This window comes from Brucella intermedia LMG 3301 (assembly GCF_000182645.1).
Taxonomy (GTDB): domain Bacteria; phylum Pseudomonadota; class Alphaproteobacteria; order Rhizobiales; family Rhizobiaceae; genus Brucella; species Brucella intermedia.
In genome coordinates this window covers 2,423,061-2,447,698 of sequence record NZ_ACQA01000001.1, presented here as the reverse complement: position 1 = coordinate 2,447,698, position 24,638 = coordinate 2,423,061, and the positions used below count along the sequence as shown (strand labels likewise).

Below are 24,638 nucleotides of genomic sequence, written 5' to 3'. Positions count from 1 at the left end.
ATCCGCCTGTTTCGAGGCTTAATAGCGTCCGGATGCACTGTCAATGTACCGGACAAGGCGTGGGTATCGGGCAACTCATGGCGCGCGATAAAAAAGCGGACGGAACAGAGGGTGCAAATACTGAACAGTGTGTTCCTTTCCGCGCCCTTCCATTCCTGGCCCGCGCCGCCATATTGGGCAGGAACAATCCTCTTGCCCGAATTCAGGGAACATAATCATGAAGAAGATCGGCTTTCTTTCCTTCGGCCACTGGTCGCCGTCTCCCCAGTCGGGAACCCGCTCGGCCAGCGACGCGCTTCTCCAATCCATCGATCTGGCGGTCGCCGCAGAGGAGCTGGGCGCGGATGGCGCCTATTTCCGCGTGCACCATTTTGCGCGCCAGCTTGCATCGCCCTTTCCGCTGCTTGCAGCCATCGGCGCGAAGACGAGCAGGATCGAGATCGGTACCGCCGTCATCGACATGCGGTATGAAAACCCGTTCTATATGGTCGAGGATGCCGGTGCCGCCGACCTGATTTCCAAGGGTCGCCTGCAACTCGGCATCAGCCGCGGCTCGCCGGAACAGGTGATCGATGGCTGGCGTTATTTCGGCTATGCGCCGGAAGAAGACAAGAGCGATGCCGATATGGGCCGCCAGCACGGCGAAGTGTTCTTCGAAGCGCTGAAGGGGCAGGGCTTTGCACAGCCGAACCCCCGTCCGATGTTTCCGAACCCTCCTGGCCTCCTGCGGATCGAGCCGCATTCGGAAGGTCTTCGGGACCGTATCTGGTGGGGTGCCGCCTCGGATGCCACCGCTGTGTGGGCCGCAAAGCTCGGCATGAATCTGCAAAGCTCGACCTTGAAGAAGGACGAGTCAGGTGAGCCGCTGCACATCCAGCAGGCCAAACAGATTCGTGCCTATCGCGAGGCCTGGAAGGAAGCCGGACATACGCGCACGCCGCGTGTTTCGGTGAGCCGCAGCATCTTCGCGCTGGTCGATGATCGCGACCGGGCCTATTTCGGCAATGGCGGCAAGGAGCAGGATTCCATCGGCTATATCGAGGAAGACCTGCGGGCCGTCTTCGGGCGGTCCTATGCTGGCGAGCCTGACCGGCTGATCGAGGAGCTGGCCAAAGACGAGGCGATTGCCGAGGCCGATACGCTGCTTCTCACCGTGCCGAACCAGCTTGGCGTCGAGTACAATGCCCATGTGATCGAAGCGATCCTGAAGCACGTCGCGCCCGGTCTTGGCTGGCGGTGATTTGACGGGACAGGCGGCAAGAGCCGCCTGTCTTTACGATATGCCATGAACGGCCAGAAGCTTTTTCATGCGGTGGATGGCAAGCTCCGGCTGGTCGAGCACATCGGCCTTGTCGGCGAGGCGGAATATGTCGGCATAATGCAGGATGCCGCGTGCCGACTGCATTCCGGCAGGCATGGTGAAATGGCTCTGGTGTCCGTTCAGCCAGGCGAGGAACACGACACCCGCCTTGTAATATTGCGTCGGTGCTTCAAAAATCTTGCGCGATAGCGGCACGGTCGGCTCGATGATCGCGCGGAAGCGGGCATTGTCGCCTGCGGCGAGCGCTGCAAGCGCGCTGGATGCCTGCGGGGCGACCGCATCGAATATGCCGAGCAGGGCATGGCTGTGCCTGTTTCCGTCGCCTTCGATCAGCGGCGCATAGTTGAAATCATCGCCGGTGAAACACAGCACGCCTTTCGGCAAGCGGTTGCGCAAGGCGATTTCGTAGCGCTCCTCCAGCAGAGAAATCTTGATGCCTTCCACCTTGTCGCGATTGGCCTCGATGATGCCGATGACGGTATCCAGTGCTTCATCGAAATTTTGGGAACCCCAATAGCCTTTGAGCTGTGGGTCGAACATGTCGCCCAGCCAGTGCAGCACGACCTGTTCGCGGGCCTGCGCCAGAATATGCCCATAGACTTTGGCATAATCGTCGGGCGACCTGGCGATGCGGGCCAGCGCCCGGCTTGCCATCAGGATGAAACGTCCGCCGTGCTTCTCGATGAAGCCTGCCTGTGTCTCATAAGCCCTGATAACGTCATCGAGGCTTTTGGCTTCCGCCGGATCGAGTTGGTCGGTGCCGGCGCCAGAGGCAAGATCGGCACCCGCTACGCTTTTCGCTTCTGCCAGAGAGCGGCGGATCAGTTCCTGCGCGCCGGCCCAGTTCAGGCCCATGCCGCGCTGTGAGGTGTCCATTGCTTCGGCGATCTTGAAGTCGAGGCTCCACAGGTGATGGCGGAAAGCCATGGTCGCGTCCCAGTCGATGGCCGGGTCGTTCCACGGGCGGGCATCTTTCAGCGGATCGGAAACCACATGCGCAGCCGCATAGGCGATGCGGTTGAACTGCGGCGGGCTTGCCGGGCGCGGAGTGGGCGTGCCGATCAGCGTGTAGGAAACAAGGCTCCCGTTGCCATCCGGCAAGATCAGTTGCTGGTCGTTCATGCCCATGATCGTTCCTCCGCTTGTCAGCCGATTTTTAGTTTAGAACGTTCCAAATAGCAATCCCGTCGAAAATTGCGGCAGAAATGTGATTTGGCGGGGTTTGCACCTAGAACACGTGTTTCAGCAGAAAATCGGCACTAAAAACCAACGCGAATTGTGGCGAACACATGGCAAATGGCTGCTTTCCGCTCAGCTCTTGACAGTATTGGAACGTTCCAATTAAATGAGCAGCATAAACCGGAGCAGATCATGAGCAAGAGCAGCGTCACCGTTATCGATATCGCACGCGAGGCTGGCGTGTCGAAATCGACCGTGTCGCTGGTGCTGCGTGACAGTCCGCTGGTTCATGCTGAAACCCGGGTCAAGGTGCAGGAGGCGATCGAGAAACTGGGTTATGTCTATAACCGTTCCGCCGCCAATCTGCGCCAGGCGAATTCAAGGATCATCGGTCTTGTGGTCAATGATCTGACCAACAGCTTCTTTGCCGAACTGGCTGTCGGCGTGGATCGCGTCATGCAGTCGGCTGGCTATGTGCAGTTTCTGGCCAATACGGCGGAAAGCATCGATCGCCAGCGCGAGGTGATTGCCTCGATGCGCGAGCATGGCATTGCCGGACTGATTGTTTCGCCAGCGCGTGGAACCGAGGCGAATGATCTGAAACCATTGGCGAAAAGCGGCCTGCCGGTTGTGCAGATGGTGCGCGATGTGCCGGGATCGGGTGTTTCTTCCATCGTTTCGGACAATCGCGGCGGCGTGGCAAAGGCGGTCGAGCATCTGGTGTCGCTCAGGCATCGCGCCATCGCTTTCATGGGCGGTTATGCCGATACGGCGGTGTTTGCGGAGCGTGTCGCGGGGTATCGCGCCGGGCTGGAGCAGGCCGGAATTGCCTTTGATGATGCGCTGGTCTTTGCAAGCGCTCCGTCCCGCGCAGGCGGCGTTGAAGTGGTGGAGCAGATGCTCCGGCATGGCATGAAGCCCACGGCGGCGGTGTGCTTCAATGATGCGGTTGCTTTCGGCGTCTGCGACGGGCTGCGGGCCGCCAATCTTGAGCCAGGGCGGGATTTTGGCGTGGTCGGTTTTGACGATGTGATCGAAGCCAAAACCGCTGTTCCGGCGCTGACGACTGTGGCTGTGGATCCGCAAGGTTTGGGAGAACGTGCGGCGCAGCTTTTGCTCAAACAGATCAATTCGGAACGGGTGGAGGCGGAGGCGCAGCGCCTGTCGGTGCGCCTTGCGGTACGGGCAAGTTGCGGTGCGCCGTTCCGAAAACAGGAGGAGAAACTCGAATGGCAAAGTGGGGCCTTATAGGCGCAAGCACCATTGCGAAGGAATGGGTGATCGGAGCCATTCGCGTCACCGGGGGCGAGGTCGTTTCCGTTTACAGCACCAATGCCGAACGCGGTGAAACTTATGCCCGCGAAAACGGCATAGCCCGCTCGGTGACCAGCCTTGAAGCGCTTTTGTCCGATCATGAAATCGATGCCGTTTATATCTCCACCACCAATGAACTGCACCGCGATCAGGCGATTGCCGCGGCACAAGCGGGCAAGCATATACTTTGCGAAAAGCCGCTGGCGCTGACGATTGATGACGCGCACCAGATGCTGAAAGCCGTGCGCGAGGCGGGTGTCGTGGCCGGCACCAACCATCATTTGCGCAATGCCGCAAGCCACCGCGCCATGCGTGATGCCATTGCTGCGGGCAAGATCGGCAAGGTGCTGGGTGCGCGGGTTTTCCATGCGGTTTATCTGCCGCCGCACTTGCAAGGCTGGCGCATCGAGCGGCCCGATGCGGGCGGCGGCGTGATCCTCGATATTACCGTGCATGATGCCGATACGCTGCGCTTCGTGCTGGGTGAAAACCCGGTTGAGGCGGTGGCTTTCAGCCAGCAGGGCGGCCTAAGCGGTCACGGGCTGGAAGACGGCGTGATGGGTGTCCTGCGTTTCCCTTCCGGCGCAATTGCCCAGTTCCACGATGCCTTTACCACCAAATATGCCGAAACCGGCTTCGAGGTGCATGGCAGCGAAGGTTCGCTCATTGCACGCACTGTCATGACGCAAAAGCCGGTTGGAAGCGTCATCCTGCGCGATCAGAACGGCGAGCATGAACTGCCGCTCGACCAGAAAAATCTCTACGAAACCGCCTTGCATTCTTTCCACAATGCCATCGAGGGCAAAGGCCAGCCATCGGCCACTTTGGAGGACGGCATCTGGTCGCTCGCGACCGGGCTTGCCGTCATGCAAGCCGCAAAGACCGGCAAGGCCACCGCCGTTCATTCAGGACTTTGAGAATTATGAGCAAGCATATTTCATTTGCAGAAGCCGCTTCACTTATTCCCGACAATGCCGTTGTTTCGGTTTCTTCATCGAGCGGGCTCGGCTGTCCGGATATGATGCTGAAAGCCATTGGGGAGCGGTTCGATGAAACCGGCCATCCCAAAAACATCACCACGCTGCACCCGATTGCGGCGGGCGACATGAGCGGCATCAAGGGTGTCGATTACATCGCCAAGAAGGGGCTTTTGAAAAAGATTATCGGCGGGTCCTACCCGTCCGGGCCATCAAGCACCGAGCCGCCGCTGATCTGGCAGATGATCACCAATAACGAGATTCCGGCCTATAATATCCCGTCCGGGATTCTGTTCGATATGCACCGTGAGGCTGCTGCCAAGCGCCCCGGCGTGTTGACCAAGGTGGGGCTCGATACTTTCGTTGACCCCAAACGTCAGGGATCGGCGATGAACGACAAGGCGCGAGAGGAACCGGTCGTCAAGCATGTCAGTTTTGAAGGCGAAGACTGGCTCTATTTCCCCAATATCGTGCCGCATGTCGCGATCATCCGCGCCACCACCGCGGATGATCGCGGCAACCTCACCTATGAACATGAGGGCGCTTATCTGGGCGGTCTGGATCAGGCGCTGGCGGCGCGCAACAATGGCGGCATTGTCATTGCGCAGGTCAAGCGCATCGCCAAGGAAGGAACGCTGAAGCCGCATGATGTGCGGGTGCCGGGCGTTCTGGTCGATTATATCGTGGTTGACCCCGACCAGAAGCAGACCACGCAGACGCTTTATGATCCGGCGATTTCCGGCGAGATTTTCCGCCCGCTCGATACGTTCCGTCTGCCCGAGTTCAATATCCAGAAGGCGATTGCGCGGCGTGTCGCACAGGAATTGCAGGCGGGCAGCGCGGTCAATCTTGGCTTCGGCATTTCCGCCAATGTGCCGCGCATTCTGCTGGAAGAGGGCCTGCATGGTGCCGTGACATGGGTGATCGAGCAGGGGGCGGTTGGCGGCGTGCCGCTTCTGGATTTTGCCTTTGGCTGCGCATCCAATGCCGATGCCTATATGCCGTCGCCCTATCAGTTCACCTATTTTCAGGGCGCGGGCTTCGATGCCTCGCTTCTCTCCTTCCTTGAGATCGGGCGTGACGGTTCGGTCAATGTGTCGAAGCTTTCATTCCGTCCGCATGTGACAGCGGGTGCAGGCGGCTTTGTCGATATTACATCAAGGGCAAAGAAGATCGTCTTTTCCGGCATGTTCAACGCCGGTGCGAAACTGTCGGTCATGGACGGAAAACTGGTGATCGAGAAGGAAGGCAAGCTCAAAAAGCTGGTGAATGAGGTCGAGCACGTCACCTTCTCCGGCCCGCGTGGTGTCGCGCAGGGACAGGACATTACCTATGTCACCGAACGCGCTGTTCTGAAGCTTGCGCCGGAAGGCATTATGCTGACCGAAATCGCGCCGGGTGTGGATTTGCAGGCGCATATTCTGGATCAGGCCGAGTTTCCGCTGATTGTCTCGGACAAGCTCAAGACCATGGATGAGGCGCTGTTTCGCGAAGAGCCAATCGGTCTTGAATTGCCGCAAAAGCCTGCGCGAAAGCTGGAGGCCTGAGATGGCTCAACGGATAGAAATATCGATTGAGAACCACATCGCGGTCATGACGATCAGACGACCCGAAAAGCTCAATGCGTTTGATATTGAGCTGTTGCAGGAATTGTCTGCCGCCTGTGATCACGTGGAGGCTGACAGCAGCGTCCGGGTTGCGATCCTGACCGGCGAGGGCAAGGCTTTTTGCGCAGGCGGCGACATCAAGGCCTGGGGCGGCCTGGAACCGCAGGAGTTCGGCCATGCATGGGTGCGCTATGGTCATCGCGTGTTCGAGCGGCTGGCGACTTTGCGCATGCCGCTGATTGCGGCGATGAACGGCCATGCGCTTGGCGGCGGGCTGGAACTGGCAGGTGCCGCCGATATCCGCATTGTTGAAAAACAGGCAAAAATCGGCCTGCCGGAAACCTCGCTTGGCATGGTGCCCGGCTGGTCGGGCACGCAGCGCCTTGTGCGCCGTTTCGGGGCGCAGATCGTGCGTCGCATGGTGCTGGGCGGCGAAATGTTCACAGCCGAAGAAGCGCTTTCTCACGGGCTTGTCGATCATGTGGTGGAGACGGGCGCGGCTTTGCAGGCAGCGAAGGATTATGCGGCGCGAGTGGCAAAACGCGGGCCGGCTGCGCTCGAAATTTCCAAACTGATGCTGTCCGTCGCCAATGGCGAGGACAATGGAACGGCGGTTGAGGCGCTCGGTTCCATCCTCGTCGCCAAGACCGGCGATCTGAAGGAAGGCGTGCGCTCCTTTGCCGAAAAGCGCGAAGCGAATTTTGAAGGGAAATGGTAATGAGCACGATCGTAAAGCCGCAGCCGTTGACCGGGCTGGAAGTCCGCGAATTCTCCATGCTGATCGATGGCAAATGGGTGCAAAGTGAGAGCGGCCAGACGATTGACCGCGTGGCCCCCGGCCATGGCGTTACCGTCAGCCGTTATCCGGCGGGAAACAAGGCCGATGTGGAACGCGCCGTGGCGGCTGCGCGCAAGGCGTTTGACGATGGGCGCTGGTCTTCCAAAACGGCCTCGCAGCGTTCGCTGGTGCTGCTGAAAGCCGCCGATCTGATCGAGGCGCGGGCGGAAGAACTTGCCTATCTCGATGCGATTGAAGCCGGCAAACCAATTTCGCAGGTGCGCGGCGAGATTGCCGGTTCCGTCGACATCTGGCGCTATGCGGCCGCACTCGCGCGTGATCTGCATGGCGAAAGCTACAACACGCTTGGCGATGGCACTCTGGGCGTCGTGCTGCGTGAGGCGATCGGCGTTGTCTCCATCATCACGCCGTGGAATTTTCCGTTCCTGATCGTCGGCCAAAAGCTGCCTTTCGCGCTTGCTGCGGGCTGCACGGCGGTGGTGAAGCCTTCGGAACTGACTTCCGGCTCGACGCTGGTGCTAGGCGAAATTCTGGCCGAGGCAGGGGTTCCCGACGGCGTCGTCAACATCATCACCGGAACGGGTGCCGATGTCGGCCAGCATATGAGCACGCACGCGCAAGTCGATATGGTGTCGTTCACCGGCTCCACGGGCGTGGGCAAGCTGACCATGGCCAATGCCGCGCAAACGCTGAAAAAAGTGTCGCTGGAGCTTGGCGGCAAAAATCCGCAAATCCTGTTCCCGGATGCGGATATGGATGCCTTTATCGATGCGGCTGTGTTCGGCGCATGGTTCAATGCGGGTGAATGCTGCAATGCCGGGTCGCGGCTGATCGTGCATCGCTCGATTGTCGATGAGATTGTCGAGCGGGTGGCCGATCTGTCGAAAAAGGTGATCGTTGGCGATCCGCTCGATGTCAGCACGCAGGTTGGCGCGATCATCACGCCGCAACATCTCGCCAAGGTCGGCGCCTATGTCGATCAGGCCAGAAAGGCGGGTGCCGCAATCGCCCATGGCGGCGATGTTCTGGATCTGGGCCTTGGCCAATATATGGGGCCGACCATCATTGCAGGCGTGAAGGCGGATATGGCCGTGGCGCGTGAGGAAGTGTTCGGGCCGGTTCTGTCGGTGCTTTCCTTCGATAGCGTGGATGAGGCAATCTCCATTGCCAATGCGGTCGATTACGGCTTGTCAGCAGGCGTGTGGAGCCGTGATTTCGACACCTGTATGAATATCGGCCGCAAGGTGCGGGCGGGCACTGTCTGGATGAACACCTTCATGGACGGCACGCCGGAACTGCCATTCGGCGGCTATCGCCAGTCGGGTCTGGGCCGCGAGCTGGGGCGGCATGCGGTGGAGGATTATACCGAAACCAAGACGCTCAACATGCATATCGGTGCGCGGACGGGCTGGTGGATGCCGCAAGCAAAGTAGGGAGTGACGGCTTTGGGAGGACAGCCGGATATAGTCATCATCGGATCGGGTATCGGCGGCGCAACCATGGCCGCGGGACTTGCTGCGTCAGGTGCCGACATTCTCATTCTGGAAGCGGGGGAGCGCTTGCCGGACAGGCCGGAAAACCGCGATCCACGCGCCATTTTCCAGCGCGGTTTCTTTCGTCCGCAAGAGTTCTGGTATGAGACCAATGGCGCGCCGTTCAACCCCGGCAATTATTACAATGTCGGCGGCAATTCCAAATTCTTCGGCGCGGTGCTGATCCGCTATCGGCGTGAGGATTTTGAGGAGCTTGCGCATCTGGAGGGCGTGTCCCCGGCGTGGCCCTTTGCCTATGACGTGCTGGAACCATGGTATTGCAAGGCGGAAGAACTGTTCCAGGTGCGCGGTGAACTGGGCGACGACCCGACTGAGCCGCATCACTCAAAGGTTTATCCTTATCCGGCTGTCCGCGATGAACGCCCGATTGCCGATGTGCGGGCGCGGCTGAAGAAGGCGGGCCTGCATCCGGCATCACTGCCGCTTGGCGTCGATATTGATCGTTGGCTTGCCAAGGCAAAAACGCCGTGGGATGCGCATCCCAATTGCGATGATGGCAAGATGGATGCGGAAAGCTGCCCGCTTGCGCAGGCGCTCCAATATCGCAATGTCCGGCTGGAAACCTCGGCGCGGGTGACGCGGCTGGAAGCTGGGCCCGGACGGCAAGGCGATCACTGCCGTGCATTATGTGAAGAATGGCGAAGTGTTGGTTCTGCGGCCGAAGCTGGTCATTCTTTCAGCGGGTGCGGTGCAGTCGGCGGCAATCCTGCTGCGTTCGGGGCTGGCGAACAGTTCCGATCAGGTTGGCCGCAATTTCATGAACCATAATTCCAGCGCGGTGATCGCTTTCGACCCACGCTATCGCAATGACAGCGTCTATCAGAAGACATTCGGCTTCAACGATTACTATCTGTCGGATGGGGCAGGCGGGCCACCGCTCGGCAATGTACAATTGCTGGGCCGTGTATCGGGCGCGATCCTGAAATCCAACATGCCCCGTGTGCCGGAATGGCTTTTGCACCGCATTGCCGGACACACGATCGATTTCTACGCGATGAGCGAAGACCTGCCCTCGCCGGAAAGCCGCGTGAGCGTGGATGGCGACCGCATCGTCCTGCATTGGGTGCGCACCAACTGGAAGGCGCATCTGATGCTGGTTGATAAGCTCAAATCAGCTCTCAGGCAGGCGGGTTTCCCGGTGGTGCTGTCGCGGGCGTTTGACCGGCGCACGCCGTCGCATCAATGCGGCACGGTGCGCATCGGCAATGATCCGGCGACAGCGCCGCTTGATCCCTGGTGCCGCGCCTACGACCACCCCAATCTCCATGTGGTCGATGCGTCGTTTCTGCCGACATCGGCGGCGGTCAATCCGGCGCTGACCATTGCCGCGCAGGCCTTGCGCGTCGCTGATCACATTCAAGCGGGGGTACTGGCATGAGCCGTCAAAGACCTGTGGCACTGGTGACTGGCGGGCGGCGCGGGATCGGGCTTGGCATCGCCCGCACGCTCGCCGCCAAGGGTTTCGATCTGGCGATCACCGACCGCGAGCGTGACGATGCCGTCATTCATGAATTGCGGGCGCTGGGCGGAAAGGTGGTCTTTCTTGAAAGCGATCTTGCAGCTGTTGGAAAACATGAGGCGACGGTTGCCGCGGTGATGAAGGAATTTGGCGGCATTGATTGTCTGGTCAACAATGCGGGCATGGGTTCGGTCGAGCGCGGCGATTTTCTGAGGCTGAAGCCTGAAAATTTTGACACGATCATGGATGTGAACCTGCGGGGCACGGTGTTTTTCACGCAGGCAGTCGTGAAAGCCATGCTGGCGGCAAATGAGGTGCAGTTTCCGCGCAGCATCATAACCATCAGCTCCGTTTCGTCCGTGATGACGTCGCCGGAACGGCTTGATTACTGCATCAGCAAGGCGGGGCTGACCGCCTTCGTGCAGGGGCTGGCGCTGCGGCTTGCCGAAGCGCGGATCGGCGTGTTCGAGGTGCGGCCCGGCATTATCCGCACGGATATGACGGCAAAGGTCGCAGAGCGTTATGACGGGCTGATTGAAGGTGGGTTAGTGCCGATGAAGCGCTGGGGCGAGGCGGGCGATGTCGGCGCGATTGTTGCCGGGCTTGCCGGTGGCGATTTCATCTTTGCGACGGGTTCGGCAATCAATGCCGATGGCGGCCTGTCGATTGCAAAACTGTAGAGGTAGGGCGATGGAATACGATTATATCATCGTGGGTGGCGGGCCTGCTGGTTGCGTTCTCGCCAATCGCTTGAGCGAAGATGCGTCCGTAAAAGTGCTGCTGCTGGAAGCGGGCGGAAGCGACTGGAATCCGCTGTTTCACATGCCTGCCGGTTTTGCCAAAATGACTAAGGGCGTGGCCAGCTGGGGTTTTGAAACCGTTCCGCAGAAGCACCTGAAAAACCGCGTGCTGCGCTATACGCAGGCGAAAGTCATCGGCGGCGGCTCCTCGATCAATGCGCAGATCTATACGCGCGGCAATGCCGCCGATTATGATCTGTGGGCGGGCGAGGATGGCTGCACCGGCTGGGACTATCGCCATGTGCTGCCCTATTTCAAACGCGCCGAAGACAATCAGCGTTTCAACGACGATTATCATTCCTATGGCGGGCCGCTTGGCGTTTCGATGCCTTCCGCACCGCTGCCGATCTGCGATGCCTATATCCGTGCGGGGCAGGAACTTGGGATTCCCTATAATCCGGATTTCAACGGGCGCGAGCAGGCGGGCGTCGGTTTTTATCAACTCACACAACGTGACCGCCGCCGCTCTTCGGCCTCGCTTGCCTATCTCGCGCCGATCAGGGATCGCAAAAATCTTACCGTGCGCATGAATGCGCAGGTAGCCAACATCGAGCTGGAAAAGACACTGGTCACCGGCGTCACGCTGATGAGCGGCGAGACCCTGCGGGCAGGCCGTGAGGTGATCGTTGCGTCCGGCGCGATCGGCTCGCCGAAACTCCTGCTGCAATCGGGCATCGGCCCTGCCGATCATCTGAAAAAGGTGGGCGTTGGCGTGAAGCACGATCTGCCCGGCGTGGGCGAAAACATGCAGGATCACCTCGACCTGTTTGTCATTGCCGAATGCACCGGCGATCATACCTATGACGGCGTGGCGAAACTGCACCGCACGCTTGGCGCGGGCCTGCAATATATATTGCTGCGCTCCGGCCCGGTGGCGTCGAGCCTGTTTGAAACCGGCGGCTTCTGGTATGCGGACCCGGATGCGCGCTCACCGGATATACAGTTTCATCTGGGGCTTGGTTCGGGCATCGAAGCCGGCGTCGAAAAGCTCAAGAATGCCGGCGTGACGCTCAATTCCGCCTATCTGCATCCGCGCTCGCGCGGAACGGTGCGGCTTGCTTCCAGCGATCCGGCTGCGGCGCCGCTGATCGATCCCAATTACTGGAGCGACCCGCATGATCGCAAAATGTCGCTGGAGGGCCTGAAGATCGCCCGCGAAATCATGCAGCAGGACGCACTGAAACCCTATGTCATGGCCGAGCGCCTGCCGGGGCCGAAAGTGGTCACCGATGATGACCTGTTCGATTATGCCTGCGCCAATGCCAAGACCGATCACCATCCGGTCGGCACCTGCAAGATGGGAACCGACGCGATGGCGGTTGTCGATCTCGATCTGAAAGTGCGCGGTCTCCAGGGCTTGCGGGTGTGCGACAGCTCGATCATGCCGCGCGTTCCTTCCTGCAACACCAATGCGCCGACCATCATGATCGGCGAAAAGTGCGCGGACATTATTCGCGGCCTCGACCCGCTGCCGCCGGTCGTCTTTTCCTGGGAGCGCAACGCACGCAGAGTGATCGGACGCTAGACCGAAACATCCTAAAGCGGAATCGCCATCCCGCTCCGGGTTTTTGACTGTTTTTCGCCGCAGGCGGTGCCCGCGTTGCGGAACGTCCAGTGAACTGATTTCCTCGCGTGGACGTTTCACAATTTTGCTGGAAATGCTCTAATCGTTTTCGACCGGCTCGAAGCGCAGATAGCCCACCACGCCCGAGCCTTTCCGGTTCGGGTTGTCGGATGGGTGGTTGACGCCATCACTCACCGCGACGGCCGCGAAATCGAATGGCGACACGCCTTCCAGACAGGCCGCGTTCACGCCGTACTGGCGCGGATTGGAGCGGCGCTGGTGGAAGGTGTAGATGCCGCATTTCGAGCAGAAATAGTGTTTCGCCACGCGGGTATTGAACTGATAGAGCGTCAGCGCATCCTCGCCTTCGAGAATTTCCAGCCCGTCCAGATCGGCCGAAACGGCGACGGCCCCGCGCATCCGGCAATAGGAGCAGGTGCAGCGCCGCGCGGAATGCAGGCCGTTGGATAATCTGACGCGAAAACGCACGGTGCCGCAGTGGCACGCGCCATTGGTTTCCTTGATATCGGGATTCATTTTCTCACCTCGCATTTGCACGAAGGCTATTTTGTTTTTTGCCGGTTTACCACTGCCGAAAACCGATTAAATTCGGTGCGGGAAATATATCCGGGAGGGAGTTGGCCATGGGTGAATTCGCAGTCGTGACGGGAGGCAGCACCGGCATCGGGAGGCATCTTGTCTCCGCCTTTGCGGAAGCGGGCTACACGGTGGCGTTCAGCTACAGGCACGACGACGAAGCTGCGCAATCGCTCGTGGAAGCCATTGAGGAGGCTGGCGGTCAGGCGCTGGGGCTCGGCTGCGATGTCGGACGGCGCGTCGAGGTCGAAAGCTTTTTCGACGAGGTTTGCGACTGGTTCGGCGATGCGCCGGACGTGCTGGTCAACAATGCGGGCATCCAGACCTGGGCGCCCTTGCTGGAACTTTCCGAAGAGGGGTGGGACGATGTCATCCGCACCAATCTGAAAGGCTGTTTCCTCAATACGCAGGCCGCTGCCAGGCGCATGGTGGAGGCGGACAAGGACGGCGCCATCGTCAATATCGGCTCCGGCTGCAACAAGCTCGCTTTTCCCAGGCTCGTTTCCTACACGGCATCGAAGGGCGGGATAGAGCAGTTCACCAAGGCTTCGGCGGTGGAGCTCGGGCCGCACGGCATCCGGGTGAATTGCGTTGCGCCGGGTGCGATCCTCAATGAGCGGACGGCCGAAGAGCAGCCCGACTATGCGGGCACCTGGGCCCGCATCACGCCGCTGCGCAGGGTGGGAACGCCGGAGGACATTTCCGGCCCTGTCCTGTTTTTTGCCTCCGACGCGGCACGGTTCGTCACCGGCCAGACCATCTGGGTCGATGGCGGCGTCTTCTCGCAGGCCAACTGGCCGTATGAGGGATAGCGCGGTTTTGGTTCCAGTCTGCAACGGGCGCATTTTGCGCTCAGACGAAGAGGAAAAACCACCATACCGGCGAACCAATAGATATGAAGCTGGCGGATGTACGGAGAGCGATTTAGGATCTGATCAGTCTGACTAACCTTGTACTGGGTCTTGAGTAAAAGGGGTGCCCTTTATGATGCTGCCATTATTGGCGTTTTCTGCATCGGAGCTTAAGCGTCGCTGATACTATTTCATTGAACCATTCAGCCCATGATCGATTTCTTTTCGCGTCGATAAGCATGTAGGCTTCGGCGACCTCAACAAATTCGTTTAGCTTCTCAGTTATTTTTCTCCTAGCGTTATAGTCATGCTGTGCTTGGTAGCTAAGTTGATAAATCTCGTTGAGAATAATGTTTACATCTTCTCCAAATAGAAAACGGCCTTTGGCAACGATCTCGTTTGGAAGAGAAGCTTCGTTTTCTGGTATCTCAGTCATTTGGAGGTAAATGCTAGCTAAGCGCCGGACATCCATAAAGACAGCAAACCGTTTATCAAAAATATCTAATATTATTTTGTCTCGAGCTGTGCGCCATTGTCGCCACGCAACATAAGCTACGTAAAGACCTATCAAAAGCGGACCGAGAGCCGCAACGATTCGAATGTAGTACGGCAGATCATTTCCCATCCTTCCCCCTTGTTCTTCTCAGAGAACTTGCAGAACAAGGCTGAAACGTCAAACCTTGTTGCGTCGATGTAGCATGATCCAGTGCGAACCTATGAAAGCGCTCACCATTCACTTGCAACATTGCACAAAATTAACGCTTGATTTCGGTGGTGATCCCGACAGGAATCGAACCTGTGACCTACAGATTAGGAATCTGTCGCTCTATCCTACTGAGCTACGGGACCAACCGATGCGCATTGTGCCGTTGATTCCGGCATCGTGAACGCTTTCAGACACATACTGTTTTTCAAGTCGGTCGCCAACCCCGCAAAAAGCGGGGAAGGCGGATTTATTCCGTTTCAGGCGGCAAGCGCCGTTTCCACCAATGATGCGAAATAGCTGACGCCATAGGGAATGGCGTCGTCGTTGAAGTCATAGGCCGGGTGGTGAAGGCCGGGCGTGTCGCCATTGCCGAGGAAGATATAGGCGCCGGGGCGCGCTTCCAGCATGTAGGAAAAATCTTCCGCCGCCATCATCGGCTCGACATTCTCGTCCACCTTGCCTTCGCCTGCAACCGAGCCTGCGACGCGGGCGGCAAACTCCGTCTGCGCATCGTGGTTGAAGGTGACCGGATAATTGTTCTTGTAGCGCACGGTGATTTCAGCGCCAGTGGCTGCTGCGATACCGGCGGCGGCTTCGCGGATGCGGCGTTCGGCAAAGGCGCGGGTTTCCTTCTTGAGCGTGCGCACCGTGCCGGAAAGCGTCGCCTTTTCCGGGATCACATTGTAAGCCTCGCCTGCGATGAACTTCGTCACCGAGATCACGAGCGAATCGAGCGGATCGGTATTGCGCGACACGATGCCCTGCAAGGCGATCATGAGCTGCGAACCGGCCAGGATCGGGTCGATGGTGCGGTGCGGCTGTGCCGCATGGCCGCCGCGCCCGCTGATGAAGAGATCGAATTCATCGGTCGCCGCCATGATCGGGCCTTTTCGCATCGCGAATTGTCCGACCGGCAGGCCCGGCATGTTGTGGACGCCATAGACTTCCGAAATGCTGAAACGGTCCATCACGCCGTCCTCGACCATAGCGAGGCCACCGGCGCCGCCTTCTTCGGCAGGCTGGAACAGAAGGGCCACCGAGCCGCGGAAATTGCGGGTCTCCGCCAGATATTGCGCCGCGCCGAGCAGCATGGAGGTGTGTCCGTCATGGCCGCAGGAATGCGCCTTGCCCGGATTTTGCGAGGCCCATTCCACGCCGCTCGTTTCAGTTATGGGCAGCGCATCCATGTCGGCGCGCAGGCCGATGGCGGGGCCGTCGCCGTGCCGTCCCTTTATGATGCCGACCACGCCGGTGCGGCCGACGCCGGTTTCCACATGATCGCAACCGAAGGAGGTGAGCTTTTCGGCGACAAATTTTGCGGTTTCGTGCACGTCATAGAGAAGTTCGGGATTCTGGTGCAGTTTTCGCCGCCATGCGGCAATTTCCGCTTGCGATTCAACGGCACGATTCAGCACTGGCATTTTTGGATGACTCCCCGGATTTGGCCGGAATGGACATGATTTGATCCTGCAAGGATATGACGTTTCGGTGAAAGCGGGCAATCCCTGTTTGCCTTTTCATCGCCACATGGCATAGATAAAGAAATCGTTAATCTCCCATTATGGCGCAATTCGAATCCGCAGAAGTCGCAAGCCGTTTCGATTGGAACTACGGAATGATGTCGAAATCACTGAAAATCTGGTTTGCAGCTGCGGGCCTTTCCGCTGTCGCACTGGCGTCTGCTGCGGCTAATCCCTCGATTGCAGTGGATGTGGCAACCGGCAAGGTCTATGCACAGCAGGATGCCTTCCAGCGCTGGTATCCCGCATCCCTGACCAAGATGATGACGGCCTATGTGGCATTCCGTGCGCTTCAGTCGGGGCAGATGACGCTCGAGTCGCCGGTGCGCATGACGGTCAATGCCGCCAAGGAGCCGCCGAGCAAGATGGGCTACAAGCCGGGATCGGTCATGACGCTCGATTCGGCGCTGAAGATCATGCTGGTGAAGTCGGCCAATGACGTTGCGGTCGCGGTTGCCGAAGCCGTGGGCGGCACCGAATCCGCCTTCGTGCAGCGCATGAATGCGGAAGCGCAGCGCATCGGCATGGTCGGCTCGCATTTCGCCAATCCGAACGGGCTGCACGATCCCCAGAATTACACGACGGCACGCGATCTGGCGGTTCTGGCCGTACAGCTTCGCCGTGAATTTCCGCAATATGCGCATTATTTCGCGACCGAGGCGATCGATCCGGGCGCAGGCAAGAAAGTGCAGGCCAATTACAACATCCTGCTTGGCCGTTATGACGGTGCGGATGGCATGAAGACCGGCTTCGTCTGCGCCTCCGGCTTCAATCTTGCAAGCTCGGCCACGCGCAATGGCCGCACCGTGCTGGCAATCGTTCTGGGCGCCGACCGGCAGGAAGCGCGCGCGGTTCAGGCCGCGCAGCTGATGACCGATGCTTTCCGCGCCAGTGCCGGCGGCGGCGCGACGCTGGCGACGCTGCGCCCGACGGGGGGCGGCAATCTCAATCAGGCCACCGATATGCGCAAGGCGATCTGCAGCCAGGAAGCGATGGCCGATCGCTGGGATGGCCGCGATGTCGAAGGCAAGTTGAAAATCAATTCGCCCTATATCCATGCGATGGATCGCGATCCGGTTCCGGTTCGCGTGGGCCTGGTGTCCGAACCGGGGCCGATCACCCGGCCGAGCCAGCTCGATATTTCGCAGGTTCCGGTGCCGATGCCGCGTCCGCAGCGTTCGGCGGGCGCCACGACCACCGCGATCAACTGATATGCCAAATCCCATTCCAGTTTCCGTGCTGACCGGCTTTCTCGGTTCAGGCAAGACGACGCTCCTCAACCGGCTCCTGAAGGATCCGGCGCTCAGCGACACGGCAGTCATCATCAACGAGTTCGGCGAGGTCAGCATCGATCATCTGCTGGTCGAGCAGGCCAGCGAAGGCGTGATCGAGCTTGCCGACGGGTGCCTGTGCTGCACGGTACGCGGCGAACTGGTGGATACGCTGGCCGACCTGATCGACCGGCTCCAGACCGGGCGCATCAAGGCGCTGAAGCGCGTCATCATCGAAACCACCGGCCTTGCCGATCCGGCGCCGGTGCTGCATTCGATCATGGGGCATCCGGTGCTCATGCAGGCTTTCAGGCTGGACGGGGTTGTGGCGACGGTGGATGCCGTCAACGGCATGGCGACGCTCGACAATCATGAGGAAGCCGTCAAGCAGGCGGCGATGGCCGACCGCATCGTGCTCACCAAGACCGATCTGCCGGAAGCGCAGGCAGGACTTGCGGCGTTGACCGCGCGTCTTCGTGCGCTCAATCCCGGCGCGGACATTCTGGAAGCCGGTGAACAGCGCACAGGCTATGCGGCGCTTTTCGAATGCGGCCTCTATAATCCGGAAACGAAATCGGCCGATGTGCAGCGCTGGCTCAAGGCGGAAGCCTACGAGGGTGCGCATCATGACCATGATCATGTTTGCGGGCCGGATTGCGATCACGACCATCATCACCATGATCACCATCACGGGCACCATCATGGCCACCACCATCATAAGCACACGCATCATCATCACCACGACGATGCGATCCGGTCCTTCTCACTGCGTCACGATGCGCCGATCCCGCTCTCGACCTTCGACATGTTCCTCGATCTTCTGCGGTCGACGCATGGGGAAAAGCTTTTGCGGGTGAAGGGCATCGTGCAGATTGCCGAAGACCCGGATCGTCCGGTGGTCATCCACGGGGTGCAGAAGATTTTCCATCCGCCTGCACGCCTGCCGCAGTGGCCGCAGGACAAGCAGGAGACGCTTCTGGTGATGATCGTGAAGGATCTGCCGGAAACCTATGTGCGTGAGCTTTTCGATGCGTTTCTCGGACGTCCGGGCCTCGACCGGCCGGACCGGGCCGCGCTGACCGAAAATCCGCTGGCCATTCCGGGCTTTTCGCCCCGGAACTGATACTCACTTCCTGCGAATGAGAAAGCGGTGCAGCGGGCCTTCCCGCTCCTGCGTGATGAGGGCGTGGCCTTCCTGCGTGCAGAAATGCGGCACATCTATGCCTGACAGCGGATCGGTCGCTTCCACCCAGAGAAGCGCTCCGCTCGGCATTTTTTCCAGACGATTGCGGGTCTTCAAAACTGGAAGGGGGCATTTAAGCCCCCTCAGATCGTAGACAGGAATCTCCTCCTGCAAGGCGATCAATTCCCGATGATCTTCCACCACGGCTTCTTCGGTTCGGCGGCTGCGACAGGTGCCGCCTGTTCGACATTCTGCGCCACCGTGCTGGCGGTCGTCATTGACGAGATCTGGGGTGAGACTTGCGGTGAAACCTGTGGGGCAGCAGCCTGCGCTGCTGCCGGGTTCGGCTGCGGTGCGGGCACGGCTGCGGTCTGCGTCGCGGGCTGTGCCGGAACGGCGACCGGTTGCGGCGTTGCAGCAATGGCTGTCGGCTGCACGGACGGCGTTGCCGGGCGAATGTCGGGCGCACCGGCCTTTTCAGCCGAAGCAGGCGTAAGCGACGGCGGTTCGCGCGTTACCTTTTCGCCGCGCGCGCGGGCCGCAGACCATGCGGAGACGAGCTTGGCTTCGGCAATGCCCTGAATGGACGGTGCCGGTGCCTTCTGCGCAGCGCTGAAAGCGGACTGGTAGGTCTTTTCATAAGATGCATAGGACATGGCCTCGCCGCCAACCGAGGGCGGGCAGGCATCGGTCGGCGAAAGGGGCTGGCCGTCCGGCGTCGATACGTTGAAGACGTAGCGCTTCTCGCAGACGTCGACCTTCGGCGGAACCTTGGTGGTCTCGAAGGCGTCATAGCCCTGCTTCAGCATCTTCCAGAACGAATAATTCGGATCGCTCTTGTAGCGCGCCATGTTGGCGGCGGTCATGCGGAACGGAAACGCCTGGATTTGGAAGTCGCGCTGGCCGCCCTTGAAGGCGTCGCGACCGAAGGCGTAGATCTCGGCGACCTGCTCGTCGGTCATCGAATAGCAGCCCGACGAGGAACATGCGCCGTGCACCATCAGGTGCTGGCCGGTGCGGCCATTGGCGCGGTCATAGGCGTTGGGAAAGCCGATGTTGAAAGCCAGGTAATAGTTCGAGTTGGGGTTCATCTGGGCGGGACGGACGGTGTAGAAACCTTCCGGCGCCTGACGGTCGCCCTCGATATATTTCGGGCCGAGCTTGCCCGACCATTTGCAGATTTCGTAGGAAGCGATCTGGTCGTATTTGCCGTTGTTCTTCTGCTTCCAGACTTCGAGCACGCCTTCTTCCTTGAAGATGCGCACCATGATCGGCGAGGTGCGGGTCATGCCCTTCGCCTTCATCTTGGCAACGACCTTTTCGGGAAGCGGCTTTTCGGCCCGCAGACTAAGGTCGGATACGGACGAACCCTGACAGCCCGCAAGAAGCGTGGTTGCCAGTAAGGAGCCTAGAATTGCGGTTCTGATCTTCATGTCGCATCAAGTCTGTTAGAGCTACGCCAGAGACTTTATGAGCAAAAGTCGATTTCCTGAAGGTCCGATCCTATAAATGAAACCTTACGGTATCGTTTATAAATCCTTGCCCAGATAGCTAAAACCCGGCGCGTCGGCAATATGGCCGAATTTGCAGCTTGATGCAAATGCGGGAGGCGCCTGGCCTCCCGTACGGTTTTTCACTTTGTCTTGAACCGCGCATCCTGTCCCGAAAACCGCGCCGAGTTTGCGGGATGCGCGCCAATTCCCGGCGTAAATCAGATATTGCGGCCGATTTCGAGGAACTTCTGGCGGCGCTCCTGCTTCAGCGTTTCGCCGTCGATATCCTTCATCGAACGCAGCGATGCGGTGATGATGTCGCCGGTGGCGTCGATCACGGCTTCCTTGCCGCGATGCGCGCCGCCCATCGGTTCGGGAATGATGCCGTCGATGACCTTGAGGTCGAACAGGTCCTGCGCGGTGATGCGCATGTTGGAAGCGGCATCCTTGGCGCGGGTCGAATCATGCCAGAGGATCGAGGCTGCACCTTCGGGCGAAATCACCGAATAGATCGAATGCTCGAGCATGTAGACACGGTTTGCGACGGCGATTGCAATCGCGCCGCCGGAGCCGCCTTCGCCGATGATGATCGAGATGACCGGAACGCGCAGCTTGAGGCACTCCGCCGTCGAGCGGGCGATGGCTTCCGCCTGGCCGCGTTCCTCGGCGCTGACGCCGGGATAGGCGCCCGCAGTATCCACGAAGGTGATGAGCGGCAACTGGAAGCGGTCGGCCATTTCCATGATGCGGACGGCCTTGCGGTAGCCTTCCGGGCGGGCCGAGCCGAAATTGTGCTTGAGACGGGTCTTGGTGTCGGAACCCTTTTCCTGCCCGATGATGGCGACGGGCTGACCGTTGAAGCGGCCGAAACCGGCCTGGAGGGCTTCGTCATTGGCGAACTTGCGGTCGCCGGCAAGCGGCGTGAATTCGGTGAACAGCCGGTCGATATATTCCAGGCAGTGCGGGCGGTCCGGATGGCGGGCGATCTGCGCCTTCTGCCACGGGGTCAGCTTGCGATAGATGTCCTTCAGCGCATCCGCCGAACGCTTCTCGAGGCGACGAATCTCGTCGCTCATCTCGACGCTGCCCTGTTCCTGCGCGAGCTTCTTCAGCTCGAGAATCTGGCCTTCAAGGTCGGCGACGGGTTTTTCAAAATCGAGATAATTGTACATCGGGCCTGACTGTTCGTGCGTTTTACAAAGGGACGTGCCGCTCTATGACCAGCCTGAAAAAGGCTGTTTTACGGCGCCTTACATATTCACTACTGGCTCATCTTGCAAATTTTCGGTTTTCTCATAACCGTAGAGCGGCTAATCGGCAAGCGGATGATGCTCGCTGACAAGCTTATGCAGTCTTTCCTCAAGCACATGCGTATAGATTTGCGTCGTTGAAATGTCGGCATGGCCGAGCAATTGCTGCACGGTGCGCAGGTCAGCGCCGTTCTGCAGCAGGTGGCTGGCAAAGGCGTGGCGAAGCACGTGCGGCGAGACGGCAGAGGCCGACAATCCCGCGCGCGCGGCAAGGCCCTTCAACTCGCGGGCAAAAACCTGGCGCGCCAGATGGCCGCTTTCGGAGAATGCCGGGAACAGCCAGGGATTGTCATCGCTGCCGGGCAGGGAATCCCGCAAGGCGAGAAAGCGCTGCAAGGCTTCACGCGCCTTGGGCGAAAGCGGAACCATGCGTTCCTTGGAACCCTTGCCGCGCACCAGCAGAAAACGGTGATCGGTGCGGGCGACGGTGACGGGCAGGCCCACGAGTTCCGAAACCCGAAGCCCCGTCGCATAAAGCGTTTCAAGAAGCGCATGAAGGCGCAAGGCCCGGAGCCGGTCGGAAGTGAGATCAGCCGGTCCGCCGGGCTCATCGGCTTCAAGCACTGCCCGGTCGAGAAGCCGCGTCACGTTTTCGACGCTCATGATCTTCGGCAGCGGCTTTTGCTTTTTCGGCGCATCGACGGTGCCGGTCGGATCGTCTTGCCGGTAGCCTTCCGAATAGAGAAAGCGGAAGAATTGGCGCAGCGCTGACAGGCGCCTTGCCTGCGAGGTCGCGGCAAAACCTTCCGCGGCCATGGCATCGATGGCGCTGCGGACATGGTCCGCGCCGGCCTCGGCAAGATTGACGCCGCGCGCCGCCATGGCTTCCGCCACCGCTTCAAGGTCGCGCCGGTAGGATTCAAGCGTATTGCGGGCAGCACCCCGTTCGGCGCTCATCATTTCCAGAAAGTTTTCGATCGCCAGCGATGCGCGCATCCTCACTCCTGCGGTGCCTGGGGCGGTTCGGGGGCCGTGTCGGCAGTTTCCGCCGGATCGGGCGCGGCCACGGGAGGTGCAATCGTCACCGGCTTCAGCTTCGAGGCCGGTATTTCGACGGTGATCTCGCGCGTGTCGGGCTCCACGAAATTGGCAAGCGCGTACATCGCGCCATAGACGATGGCGGCGACCAGAGCGAGAAAAAGGACAAGGCGCGTCAGCGTTGGCATGCATCACTTATGCTGCGGCATTTGGACGAAAGCAAGGACGGCGACGAAGGGAACCCGCGCGCACCATCTTGCAAAAAAGCCGTGCTTGCGGCCCCGCGCGCCTCCAAAACCAATCAAAGCGATTGACGTCGAACCGTTTTTCATGTGGAACCGGAACAAATGGACGAGGACAATGAGCAGCACGGCAAAACAAAACAATCTACATGAGAAAGCGGAACTGATCCGCGATCTGCTCGGTTCGAAAGTCGTGGTGCTTGTGGGGCTGATGGGCGCGGGCAAATCCACCGTCGGGCGCAAGGCGGCGAGCCTTCTCGGCCTGCCGTTTCGCGATGCCGATACGGAGATCGAAGCGGTTTCGCGCATGACCGTCCCCGAACTGTTCGAAGCCTATGGCGAGGTGGAGTTCCGCGATCTGGAACGCCGCGTCATCATGCGCCTGCTCGAAGACGGGCCGATGGTTCTGGCAACCGGCGGCGGAGCCTATATGAACGCCGAAACGCGCGCGGCAATCGCGCGTGCAGGCGTTTCCATCTGGCTCAATGCGGAAATCGATATTCTTATGGAGCGCGTATCGCGCCGCCAGAACCGCCCGCTTTTGAAGAACAGCGATCCGCGCGGTGTCATGCTGCGGCTGATGAACGAGCGCTATCCGGTCTATGCGCTGGCCGATCTCCAGCTCATGACGCGTGACGACAAGAAGGAAGTGATCGCCGCCGAACTGCTCGATGTTCTGGCCGGTCATCTCGAAGGATTAGAGGCTTAACGGCTGCCTGCCTCGCTATATGTATCGGAGACTATGCATGAACGCGCCTTCCATCGCCGGTGTCACCACCGTTCCCGTGTCGCTTGGCGACCGTTCCTACGACATATTGATCGGCAAGGGACTGGTTGACCGGGCGGGCGAGGAACTGGCGAAGCGTCTGAAAGGCGTGCGCGTGGCGGTGGTGACGGACGAGAATGTCGCGAGAGCGCATCTGGAGCGCCTCACCGAAAGCTTCGTCAGGGCCGGTATCGATGTAACGCCGGTGATCGTTGCGCCGGGCGAGAAATCCAAGTCATTCGGCACGCTTGAAACGGTCACCAATGCCGTGCTGGCGGCGCGGCTGGAACGCGGCGATGCGGTCGTGGCTTTCGGCGGCGGCGTGGTTGGCGACCTGTCCGGTTTCGTTGCCGGTATCGTTCGGCGCGGCATGAATTTCGTGCAGATGCCGACCTCGCTCCTGTCGCAGGTCGATTCCTCGGTCGGCGGCAAGACGGGGATCAACACGGCGCACGGCAAGAACCTCGTCGGCGTCTTCTATCAGCCGCAACTGGGTTCTGGCCGATACGGAAGTCCTCGATACGCTGAGCCCGCGCGAGTTCCGCGCCGGTTATGCGGAGGTCGCGAAATATGGCCTGATCGACCGCCCTGACTTCTTCGAATGGCTGGAACGGAACTGGCAGGAGGTTTTCTCCGGCGGCGCGGCGCGGACGCAAGCCATCGCCGAATCCTGCCGCTGCAAGGCGGCTGTCGTTGCGCGCGACGAGCGCGAGACCGGCGACCGGGCGCTGCTCAATCTCGGCCATACTTTCGGCCACGCGCTGGAAACGGCGACGGGCTACGATTCAACCCGCCTCGTGCATGGCGAAGGTGTCGCCATCGGCATGGCGCTGGCCCATCGCTTCTCCGTCAAGATGAATCTGTGCGGCATCGAGGATGCGGAGCGCGTCGAGAGGCATCTGAAAGCCGTCGGCCTGCCATACCGCCTGTCGGATGTGCCAGGCGGCTTGCCGTCTGCGGAAAAACTGATGGATTATATTGCGCAGGACAAGAAAGTGGCGCGCGGCGCGCTCACCTTCATCCTGACACGCGGTATCGGCCAGTCCTTCATTGCCAAGGATGTTCCGCCGGCAGCCGTGCTGGAATTTTTGAAAGACCGTCTGGTGGACTAAATTCGACATTTGAATGCCGCCTGAATGCGATGCTGT

Annotated in this window: 21 protein-coding genes, 1 tRNA gene and 2 pseudogenes; 14 read left to right on the top strand and 10 right to left on the bottom strand. The window is 59.9% G+C overall.

The window, feature by feature from the left end; translation table 11 throughout:
* The first annotated feature begins 217 nt into the window (after window positions 1–217).
* Complete coding sequence (locus OINT_RS11745) at window positions 218–1,240, top strand: LLM class flavin-dependent oxidoreductase (protein WP_006470994.1); 1,023 nt, start codon at window positions 218–220, stop codon at window positions 1,238–1,240.
* 33 nt (window positions 1,241–1,273) lie between these two features.
* On the opposite strand, the gene OINT_RS11740 is transcribed toward OINT_RS11745, so the two are convergent.
* Complete coding sequence (locus tag OINT_RS11740; RefSeq protein ID WP_006470993.1) at window positions 1,274–2,443, bottom strand: dihydrodipicolinate synthase family protein; 1,170 nt, start codon at window positions 2,441–2,443, stop codon at window positions 1,274–1,276.
* A 249-nt stretch (window positions 2,444–2,692) separates the two neighbouring features.
* Here OINT_RS11740 and OINT_RS11735 point away from each other — a divergent pair, with 249 nt between their 5' ends.
* From OINT_RS11735 to OINT_RS11700, 8 genes and pseudogenes are all read left to right on the top strand, one after another.
* The gene (locus OINT_RS11735; RefSeq protein WP_006470992.1) at window positions 2,693–3,751 is read left to right on the top strand and encodes a LacI family DNA-binding transcriptional regulator; all 1,059 of its coding nucleotides are present in this window, start codon (window positions 2,693–2,695) and stop codon (window positions 3,749–3,751) included.
* On the top strand, window positions 3,730–4,731 hold the full coding sequence (locus OINT_RS11730) for a Gfo/Idh/MocA family protein (RefSeq protein WP_006470991.1): 1,002 nt from the start codon (window positions 3,730–3,732) through the stop codon (window positions 4,729–4,731). The genes OINT_RS11735 and OINT_RS11730 overlap by 22 nt, the downstream gene beginning before the upstream one ends.
* Before the next feature lie 5 nt (window positions 4,732–4,736).
* Window positions 4,737–6,338: an acyl CoA:acetate/3-ketoacid CoA transferase gene (locus tag OINT_RS11725; protein WP_006470990.1), complete on the top strand. Its 1,602-nt coding sequence runs from the start codon at window positions 4,737–4,739 to the stop codon at window positions 6,336–6,338.
* Between the two features lies 1 nt (window position 6,339).
* Window positions 6,340–7,116 carry an enoyl-CoA hydratase/isomerase family protein gene (locus tag OINT_RS11720; RefSeq protein ID WP_006470989.1) on the top strand — a complete coding sequence of 259 codons (777 nt, stop codon included), beginning with the start codon at window positions 6,340–6,342 and terminating at the stop codon, window positions 7,114–7,116.
* Window positions 7,110–8,630, top strand: a complete 1,521-nt coding sequence (locus tag OINT_RS11715; RefSeq protein WP_006468026.1) for an aldehyde dehydrogenase family protein — start codon at window positions 7,110–7,112, stop codon at window positions 8,628–8,630. The genes OINT_RS11720 and OINT_RS11715 overlap by 7 nt, the downstream gene beginning before the upstream one ends.
* Window positions 8,631–8,642: 12 nt before the next feature.
* A pseudogene (locus tag OINT_RS11710) lies at window positions 8,643–10,128 on the top strand (GMC oxidoreductase).
* Entirely contained in the window at window positions 10,125–10,889 is a 765-nt protein-coding gene (locus OINT_RS11705) for a 3-ketoacyl-ACP reductase (RefSeq protein WP_006468025.1), read from the top strand. Before OINT_RS11710 ends, OINT_RS11705 begins: the two are co-directional and overlap by 4 nt.
* Window positions 10,890–10,899: 10 nt before the next feature.
* Complete coding sequence (locus tag OINT_RS11700) at window positions 10,900–12,534, top strand: GMC family oxidoreductase (RefSeq protein ID WP_006470987.1); 1,635 nt, start codon at window positions 10,900–10,902, stop codon at window positions 12,532–12,534.
* Window positions 12,535–12,672: 138 nt separating this feature from the next.
* On the opposite strand, the gene OINT_RS11695 is transcribed toward OINT_RS11700, so the two are convergent.
* Window positions 12,673–13,110: a GFA family protein gene (locus OINT_RS11695; RefSeq protein ID WP_006470986.1), complete on the bottom strand. Its 438-nt coding sequence runs from the start codon at window positions 13,108–13,110 to the stop codon at window positions 12,673–12,675.
* A gap of 107 nt (window positions 13,111–13,217) precedes the next feature.
* Here OINT_RS11695 and OINT_RS11690 point away from each other — a divergent pair, with 107 nt between their 5' ends.
* Window positions 13,218–13,982 (top strand): SDR family NAD(P)-dependent oxidoreductase, encoded by a 765-nt coding sequence (locus tag OINT_RS11690; protein ID WP_006470985.1) that lies wholly within the window; start codon window positions 13,218–13,220, stop codon window positions 13,980–13,982.
* A gap of 184 nt (window positions 13,983–14,166) precedes the next feature.
* Here OINT_RS11690 and OINT_RS11685 read toward each other — a convergent pair whose 3' ends face one another.
* From OINT_RS11685 to OINT_RS11675, 3 genes are all read right to left on the bottom strand, one after another.
* Window positions 14,167–14,646: a hypothetical protein gene (locus tag OINT_RS11685; protein ID WP_006470984.1), complete on the bottom strand. Its 480-nt coding sequence runs from the start codon at window positions 14,644–14,646 to the stop codon at window positions 14,167–14,169.
* 147 nt (window positions 14,647–14,793) lie between these two features.
* Window positions 14,794–14,870: transfer RNA gene (locus tag OINT_RS11680), tRNA-Arg, on the bottom strand.
* A gap of 114 nt (window positions 14,871–14,984) precedes the next feature.
* Window positions 14,985–16,148: a M20 aminoacylase family protein gene (locus OINT_RS11675; protein WP_006470983.1), complete on the bottom strand. Its 1,164-nt coding sequence runs from the start codon at window positions 16,146–16,148 to the stop codon at window positions 14,985–14,987.
* A gap of 194 nt (window positions 16,149–16,342) precedes the next feature.
* On the opposite strand from OINT_RS11675, the gene OINT_RS11670 reads away from it, so the two are divergent.
* Complete coding sequence (locus tag OINT_RS11670; RefSeq protein ID WP_006470982.1) at window positions 16,343–17,458, top strand: D-alanyl-D-alanine carboxypeptidase family protein; 1,116 nt, start codon at window positions 16,343–16,345, stop codon at window positions 17,456–17,458.
* A gap of 1 nt (window position 17,459) precedes the next feature.
* Window positions 17,460–18,641, top strand: a complete 1,182-nt coding sequence (locus OINT_RS11665; RefSeq protein WP_006468018.1) for a CobW family GTP-binding protein — start codon at window positions 17,460–17,462, stop codon at window positions 18,639–18,641.
* Between the two features lie 3 nt (window positions 18,642–18,644).
* On the opposite strand, the gene OINT_RS11660 is transcribed toward OINT_RS11665, so the two are convergent.
* The 5 genes from OINT_RS11660 to OINT_RS11640 form a co-directional block, all read right to left on the bottom strand.
* On the bottom strand, window positions 18,645–18,902 hold the full coding sequence (locus tag OINT_RS11660; protein WP_006470981.1) for a sulfurtransferase TusA family protein: 258 nt from the start codon (window positions 18,900–18,902) through the stop codon (window positions 18,645–18,647).
* On the bottom strand, window positions 18,881–20,134 hold the full coding sequence (locus OINT_RS11655; RefSeq protein WP_006468016.1) for a L,D-transpeptidase family protein: 1,254 nt from the start codon (window positions 20,132–20,134) through the stop codon (window positions 18,881–18,883). The genes OINT_RS11660 and OINT_RS11655 overlap by 22 nt, the downstream gene beginning before the upstream one ends.
* A 278-nt stretch (window positions 20,135–20,412) precedes the next feature.
* Window positions 20,413–21,366, bottom strand: coding sequence for an acetyl-CoA carboxylase carboxyltransferase subunit alpha (locus OINT_RS11650; protein WP_006468015.1), 954 nt, complete (start codon window positions 21,364–21,366; stop codon window positions 20,413–20,415).
* A 138-nt stretch (window positions 21,367–21,504) separates the two neighbouring features.
* Window positions 21,505–22,440 carry a site-specific tyrosine recombinase XerD gene (gene xerD, locus OINT_RS11645; protein ID WP_006470980.1) on the bottom strand — a complete coding sequence of 312 codons (936 nt, stop codon included), beginning with the start codon at window positions 22,438–22,440 and terminating at the stop codon, window positions 21,505–21,507.
* Between the two features lie 2 nt (window positions 22,441–22,442).
* Window positions 22,443–22,670 (bottom strand): hypothetical protein, encoded by a 228-nt coding sequence (locus OINT_RS11640; protein WP_006468013.1) that lies wholly within the window; start codon window positions 22,668–22,670, stop codon window positions 22,443–22,445.
* 172 nt (window positions 22,671–22,842) lie between these two features.
* On the opposite strand from OINT_RS11640, the gene OINT_RS11635 reads away from it, so the two are divergent.
* Together OINT_RS11635 and aroB are read left to right on the top strand one after the other, a co-directional pair.
* Window positions 22,843–23,433 (top strand): shikimate kinase, encoded by a 591-nt coding sequence (locus tag OINT_RS11635; protein ID WP_006470979.1) that lies wholly within the window; start codon window positions 22,843–22,845, stop codon window positions 23,431–23,433.
* Between the two features lie 37 nt (window positions 23,434–23,470).
* A pseudogene (gene aroB / locus OINT_RS11630) lies at window positions 23,471–24,602 on the top strand (3-dehydroquinate synthase).
* The last annotated feature ends 36 nt before the right edge of the window (window positions 24,603–24,638 follow it).